Source organism: Acidobacteriota bacterium, assembly GCA_030697165.1.
Classification (GTDB): Bacteria; Acidobacteriota; Vicinamibacteria; order Vicinamibacterales; family UBA2999; genus 12-FULL-67-14b.
The window spans coordinates 158,518-165,325 of sequence record JAUYQQ010000001.1 but is presented as its reverse complement, the minus strand read 5'-3'; the positions used below and the strand labels follow the sequence as shown (position 1 = coordinate 165,325).

The 6,808-nt window shown below is 64.0% G+C and carries 8 protein-coding genes; all 8 read left to right on the top strand.

Annotation, left to right across the window (positions count from 1 at the left end; genetic code table 11):
- Window positions 1-6: 6 nt before the first annotated feature.
- Genes Q8T13_00635 through Q8T13_00600 form a run of 8 tightly spaced genes read left to right on the top strand, consistent with a single transcriptional unit; the run spans window position 7 to window position 6,808 of the window.
- On the top strand, window positions 7-1,110 hold the full coding sequence (locus Q8T13_00635) for a glycosyltransferase (protein MDP3716257.1): 1,104 nt from the start codon (window positions 7-9) through the stop codon (window positions 1,108-1,110).
- Complete coding sequence (locus tag Q8T13_00630; GenBank protein MDP3716256.1) at window positions 1,107-2,489, top strand: hypothetical protein; 1,383 nt, start codon at window positions 1,107-1,109, stop codon at window positions 2,487-2,489. The genes Q8T13_00635 and Q8T13_00630 overlap by 4 nt, the downstream gene beginning before the upstream one ends.
- Window positions 2,480-3,535: an IPT/TIG domain-containing protein gene (locus Q8T13_00625; protein MDP3716255.1), complete on the top strand. Its 1,056-nt coding sequence runs from the start codon at window positions 2,480-2,482 to the stop codon at window positions 3,533-3,535. The genes Q8T13_00630 and Q8T13_00625 overlap by 10 nt, the downstream gene beginning before the upstream one ends.
- Window positions 3,496-3,945, top strand: a complete 450-nt coding sequence (locus tag Q8T13_00620; protein MDP3716254.1) for a hypothetical protein — start codon at window positions 3,496-3,498, stop codon at window positions 3,943-3,945. The genes Q8T13_00625 and Q8T13_00620 overlap by 40 nt, the downstream gene beginning before the upstream one ends.
- Complete coding sequence (locus Q8T13_00615) at window positions 3,942-5,036, top strand: glycosyltransferase family 4 protein (GenBank protein ID MDP3716253.1); 1,095 nt, start codon at window positions 3,942-3,944, stop codon at window positions 5,034-5,036. Before Q8T13_00620 ends, Q8T13_00615 begins: the two co-directional genes overlap by 4 nt.
- Window positions 5,033-5,977, top strand: coding sequence for a Gfo/Idh/MocA family oxidoreductase (locus Q8T13_00610; protein ID MDP3716252.1), 945 nt, complete (start codon window positions 5,033-5,035; stop codon window positions 5,975-5,977). Before Q8T13_00615 ends, Q8T13_00610 begins: the two co-directional genes overlap by 4 nt.
- Window positions 5,970-6,548 (top strand): acyltransferase, encoded by a 579-nt coding sequence (locus tag Q8T13_00605; GenBank protein ID MDP3716251.1) that lies wholly within the window; start codon window positions 5,970-5,972, stop codon window positions 6,546-6,548. The genes Q8T13_00610 and Q8T13_00605 overlap by 8 nt, the downstream gene beginning before the upstream one ends.
- Window positions 6,545-6,808 (top strand): acyl carrier protein, encoded by a 264-nt coding sequence (locus Q8T13_00600; protein ID MDP3716250.1) that lies wholly within the window; start codon window positions 6,545-6,547, stop codon window positions 6,806-6,808. Before Q8T13_00605 ends, Q8T13_00600 begins: the two co-directional genes overlap by 4 nt.

Sequence of the window (6,808 nt, the reverse complement as noted above, 5' to 3'; positions counted from 1 at the left end):
TGCTTCGTGTTGCCGTCGTTGTCCGGTGGGGGAGCGGAGCGTGCGGCCGTGCACATCCTGAACGCGCTGGATGAACGGCAGTGGGACCGCTCGATGTACTTGTTCGATCGGGTGGGACCTTACCTTGATGAAGTCGCGCCCGCGATTCGCGTGTCTGCCGGTACGGTCCACTCGCGGTGGGGCCGGTGGCAGGCCCTGCGGCGCTTCATTCGTGAAACCCGTCCTGAGATTGTCGTGTCGTTCCTGAGTTACTTCTCGGTGCTGACGGCCACGCGGGCGGCCGGCGTCGGCGCGCGCGTGGTGTTCAACCAGCAGACGCCGATGACGGCCTTCCTTGCCGACGGCGACTATCCCTGGCGTGGGCGCTGGCATCGCCGCTTGTTCTCGCTCGTGACCCGTGCCGGCTACGCGGCGGCCGATCTCGTCGTCACCACCTCGCATGGGGTGGCCGAGGAACTCCAGGCCGCGTTTGGCGTCGATCCCGCCCACGTGCGCGTCGTGCCGAATCCTGTTGATCTCGATCGCGTGGCGGCTGCTGCTCAGGAACCTCTGGACACCGAGTTCGAGTCGCAGTGGACCTCGCCCGTGATCGTCGCGGCCGGCCGGTTGGCCGAGGCCAAGGACTACCCGCTGCTGATCGATGCGATGGCGTTGTTGCGACAGCGAATGCCGGCGAAGCTGTTCATCCTGGGACAGGGTGAACTCGAGGGCGCGATTCGCGCCCGCATCGCGGAGCGTGGCCTGACCGACGCGGTGGTGCTGTGCGGCTTTCAGCGCAACCCCTGGAAGTTCATCGCCAAAGCCGACGTGTTTGCGCTCACGTCTCATTACGAGGGGTTCGGCAACGTGCTGGTGGAAGCAATGGCCTGCGGCGTGCCCGTCGTCGCCACCGCCTCCGCCGGCACGAGAGACATCGTTCGTCCGGGACTCGATGGCGAATTGGTTCAAGACCATACGCCGGAGGCGGTCGCCGCCGCGCTCGCGCGCGTGTTGGGCGATAACGCCCTGCGCGCAGAGATGTCGGCGACTGCACGCAAGCACGCCGCGGATTTCGCGTTACGCGTGGTGTCCGCGAAGTACGACGCGTTGTTTGAGGGGCTTCTGGCGTGACGCCATGGATGTGGGCGGCGGCCGCTGGCTTGGCAATCGGATTTGCCTATACGCTCTCGCCGCTGACAATCATCTTCCTGGCGCTGCTCGCTCCGATGTGGCGGTGGGTGAGTCGAGGTTTATCGGCGGTCGAGCGGCGATGGTTGCTTTCGGTGTTGTGCCTCGCGATTGCCCTACGCCTGCTGGTAATCGGTGGCCTGTTTCTGACTGCCGACTCCGATATCCCCTACGCGAACTTCTTTGGCGACGAGGAGTTCTTCAAGCGAAAGACCACCTGGCTTCGCAATGTCGGCATGGGGATACCAATTTCCACGGCGGACTACATATACGCCTTTGACATGGTCGGTGGGAGTAGCTATCTCCAAGTGCTCATGTATCTCCAGGCCCTACTGGGCCTGGCTCCGTACGGCATTCATGTGTTGAATGCCGGACTCTACCTTGTTGCGGTGCTGGTACTGTACCGATTGTCGCGCATCGCCTTCGGCGGCCTCGCGGCGCTAACTGGTCTCGCGCTGCTCCTGTTCCTGCCCAGCCTGTTCACATGGTCGGTGTCCGCCCTGAAGGAGCCCTTGTATTTTCTGGCGGCGGCGCTGGTTGTGGCCGGGGCTTGGGCGGCGGCGCGGGCGCGCGCCTCATGGCGGCCCCCAGCATTCGTCGCACTGGCGATCGGCGGTCTGGCGCTGCAAACGCTGCGTGAGGGCGGCCTCGTACTGACGGTGACAGGGGTGGTTGGGGGATACCTTCTTTCCTATGTCATTCAGCGACCGCGGGTCCTGATGGGCGTGTGCGTCGCAGCGCCGGTCGTCGTCCTCCTCGCGTTCACGCGGCCGGCCGTGCAGGAACGCGCGTGGGTGTTCGTCCACCAGGCGGCGGAAAAGCACTGGGGGCATATCAACACCGCCGGGCTCACCTACAAGCTGATGCCGTCTGAGTTCTACGAGCACCGACGCGCGATCCAAGCGATGACGGTTGCCGACGTCGGGCGCTATACGGTTCGCGCGGTGTGGGCCTATGTCACCATCCCGGTGCCATGGGAGATCGAGTCGCGATCAGCGCTCGCGTATCTTCCCGAACAAATGGTCTGGTACTCCGTTCTGGCGCTCCTGCCTATTGGCATCGTCGCTGGGTTCCGGCGGGATCCGCTGCTCACCAGCCTTCTCTTGGCCCACGGCGCCGCCGCCGTCATGATGGTGGCGCTCTCTGGCGGCAACGTGGGCACGCTGATTCGGCACCGGGGCCTGGCGATGCCCTATCTGGCGTGGCTGGCGGGACTTGGTGGCGTGGTTGCTGCGCAGTTACTGTTGGCCCGGTCGAGCGTCGGGCGGCCGGTTACCAATCAACTCAGACTCGGTTCCAAGGCTGGTCTCACATGGCTCTAGTCGACGAACACGGCCGCATCCTGGGCCGCTTCAACCTCCTGGATGTTGCAATGGCGGTCCTGCTGCTCGGTCTCATCCCGCTGGGCTACGGCGGCTACGCACTCTTCAGGGTCCCCTTGCCGCGATTGACCGCCGTTGCTCCTGCCTCCGTGCAGTTCGACAAGGAGATGCGGGTTACGATTCGCGGTGAGAACCTCCGGCCCTACATGCGGGTGTCGTTGGGGACCTTTCAGACCCGCACGTTCCTGTTCAAGGACTCGACAACCGCGGAGGTCGTCTTCGACGGTATTCCGACCGGCAAGTACGACGTGGTGTTGTACGACTTCGCGCAAGAGCGGCACCGCTTGGCAGCCGCCCTCACGATTGCGCCTCCGCCGCTGCCCACGACCAGCGTTCATATCGCCGGATTCCTGACCGGGGTGCCGGCAGGCCAGGTGGCACGATTTACCGCGGGATACGTGTTTCCTCAGAATGGCGAAATCCTGGCGGCCGGGGACCCGGTGCCGGATGCCGCGAGGGTCGTGACGGGGGACCACAGCATTGAGATACCGGTGCCGGCGACGGTGCGCATTCCCGTGCTGCTGCGAATGCTCTGCAATATCCAGACAGCCGGCAGCGGCGGCGGCGTCGCTGAATGCCGGACCAACACCGCGATCTTTCCGTCCGCCTACCTGAACCTGGCGACGGACGAGGGGACTCTGCCCCTGCTTGTGATTGACGTGCAGCCACCGCTGCGGCCCACGATGGTCGAAATTCATGCGCGGGTTGCTGGTCCGGAGGAGGCGGCCATGCTCATGCAGGCCGGCGACAAGGACCTAGGGGCATCTCAGAATGAATTCGCTGCCGGCGCCGTGGTGATCTCACCGCCGAACGCCAGCCGCGACTTTCGACTCCGCATCCCGGCCTTCCCAACGCTCACTGGCTGGCAGTACGCGGGCCAGATGTTGAGAGTCGGCGGGCCACTTCAGGTCACGACACCCCGCTACCAGTTCAGCAGCACCGTCCTGTGGGCGCCTCCGCTACCGGCGCCGACGGCCACGCCATGACCGTTACCGACTTCATCGCGGTCAATTTTCGTGACGCCGAGCGGCGGCTGGGGCGGCTGACCGAGAGTGTAACGGACGACCAAAGCGTGATGTGGCGGATCGTTGACGAAAGCGCAATCGGCAAGTTCTTGGTCTGGATCGTCCAGCAGTGCGATAGGGCGCAGTCAACTTCCCTAGCCATGGCGAGATGGCGCCGGGTCGCGAGTTCATGGGAGGCATCCGGACCGGTGGGACGGATGCGGATGACGGGAGTGGTGTTGCTGGTGGCGGTGGGTGTCCACGTCATGCTGGCGGTAGTCTCGAAACCCGTCGGCGGCTGGTGGCTGATCCTGCCAGGAATCGTCGGCCTGTTTGGCGTCACCGCCATCACGCTGTCGTTTCTCGGGCCGCCCACCAAGGTGCGCGATTGAACGACCGCAAGATCCGGGTTTTGGTCGTGTCGCCGATCCCCGAAGAGGGGGCCGGTTGCCGATTCCGGATTGGGCACTACATCCCATACCTCGAGGCCAATGGCTTCGAGGTGACGTTGATTTCGCTCTTCACGACCAGCTTCTTCCGGCTGGTTTACAAACCGGGCAATCTCGGAATCAAGGCGTTAAGGTTCGCCGGCCTGGTGCTGCGCCACCTGTGGCGGCTGCGCCGCGCCAGGGACTACGACGTCATCTTCATTTACCGGGAGATATTCCCCGTAGGGCCAGCGCTGGTGGAGTGGCTCTTGTCACGGTTTGGCCCACCGATCGTGTTCGACTTCGATGACGCTATTTTTCTGCCGAGTGTGAGCGAAGCCAATCGCCTGATCGCCACGCTCAAGATGCCCAGCAAGGTTGCGACCATCGTGCGCGGCAGCGCCCACACTGTTGTTGGCAACGATTACCTCGCCGCCTATGCCCGCCAGTTCAGCGACGCCGTGACGACCATTCCCACGTGCGTGGATACCAGCCGGTTTACGCCGCAGGCCAGAGCGCCGCGCGCCGTGCCCATCGTTGGCTGGATCGGCAGCCCGACCACTGCCAGCTACATCAAGGGGCTGGGCGAGGTGCTGCAGCGGGTCGCCGAACAGCATCCCTTCGTCCTCAACGTGAGCGGCACCGGCGAGCCGATCGCAATTCCCGGTGTCCAGGTGGAGAACCCCAGCTGGGCCCTTGATGGGGAGATCGACCTCTTCCGTAACTGCGACATCGGCGTCTATCCACTGGTGGACGATGCGTGGGCGAAGGGCAAGTGCGGGTTCAAGGCCATCGAGTTCATGGCGTGTGGCGTGCCAGTGGTAGCCTCGGCCGTAGGCGTCAATCGCGAAATCATTGAAGACGGCGTGAACGGCTATCTCGCGGCAACGGATAATGAATGGGTGGAGAAGCTGGCCCGGCTGATCGCCGACCCGGCGCTCCGCGCCCGCTTTGCTGCCGCGGGCCGTCGCACGATCGAGGAACGCTACTCGCTGCACGTCAACGCGCCGAAGCTGGCAGATGTGCTTAGTCGGGCGGCCAGGAGAGCTGCGTGAAGAATTTTGCCATTACCGGCGTGGCCGGCTACATCGCACCACGCCACCTCAAGGCCATCCAGGATACGGGCAGCCGCCTGGTGGCAGCCACCGATCCGCACGACGCCGTCGGCATTCTCGATCGGTTCGCCTTCGACGTGCGCTTCTTCACCGAGATCGAGCGCTTCGATCGCCATCTCGAGAAGCTGCGCCGCGGACCCGCGGATCAGCGGGTGGACTACGTCAGCATCTGTTCGCCCAATCACCTGCACGACGCGCACATCCGGTTGGCGCTGCGAGTGGGCGCGAACGCGATCTGCGAGAAGCCGCTCGTTATCAATCCCTGGAACCTCGATGCGCTGCAGGAGATCGAGCGCGAAACCGGGCGCAGCGTCAAGACCATCCTGCAGCTGCGCGTGCATCCCCAGCTCATCGCCCTGCGCGAGCAGCTGCTGGCCGATACCTCGAGGCGCCATCAGGTGTGCCTCACCTACATTACCGCCCGCGGCTCCTGGTACGACACGTCGTGGAAGGGCCACGTCGAGCGCTCCGGCGGCATTGTCACCAACATCGGCATCCACTTTTTCGACCTGTTGATCTGGTTGTTTGGAGGCGTCCGGTCGTCGCAGGTGAACCTGCGGGATCTGCATGAGGCCGCGGGAGTGCTCGACCTCGAGCGCGCCGACGTGCAGTGGTTCCTGTCCACCGACAGTTCGAAACTGCCCTTCACGCCGGAACCCGGCAAGAAGACCACCTTCCGCTCGATCATGGTGGACGGCCAGGAGATCGAGTTCAGTGAAGGGTTCACCGACCTCCACACGCGCGTCTACGAGCAAGTGTTGGCAGGGGCCGGCTTCGGCATCGACGATGCGAGGCCGTCGATTGAACTGACCTCGACCATTCGCACGGCAGACGTGGTCACGAGTCCTCAGGCGCATCCCAAGGTGGTGCAGCGTGGCTGAGGTGTTCGTGCACGAATCGTCGTACGTGGACGAGGGCTGTGAGATTGGCGAGGGCTCGAAGGTATGGCACTTTTCCCACGTGATGTCGGGAGCGCGCATCGGCAAGCGCTGCAACATCGGCCAGAACGTCGTGATCTCGCCGCAGGTCGTGATTGGCGACAACGTCAAGATCCAGAACAACGTTTCCATCTACACCGGCGTCATCCTCGAAGATGACGTGTTCTGCGGGCCGTCCATGGTGTTCACGAACGTCGTCAATCCGCGCAGCCATGTCTCGCGCAAAGATGAGTACAAGACCACGTTGGTCAAGCAGGGCGCCAGCCTCGGCGCCAACACCACCATCGTCTGCGGCCACACGATTGGCCGCTTTGCGTTTATCGGCGCCGGCTCCGTCGTGACGAAAGACATTCCCGACTACGCGCTGGTGGTTGGCAATCCCGGTCGCATCAGTGGCTGGATGTGCAATTGCGGCGTGAAGCTCGCGGCGGGCGCAACGCCTCCCGCCAAGGCCACCTGTGCGGCGTGTGGCGCGCACTACGCCACTACCGACGGACATCTCGCCCCGGCATGAGCAGCGCGCCTGACCGCGATCTGCTGACAGGCATCCGCGCCTGCATGCAGTCGGCACTGAAGTTGAGCGATGCCGATGCGGCGGCGATTAGCATGACGACGACGCCCGACCAACTACCCGGCTGGACGTCGCAGGCGCACCTCGAGCTGGTGCTGGCACTGGAGCGACAGTTCGACCTGATGTTCGAAGCCGAAGAGATCGCGGAGTTGGCATCGGTGAGGGCGATTGTCGGTGCGCTCGAAAAAGTGAGAACCAACTGA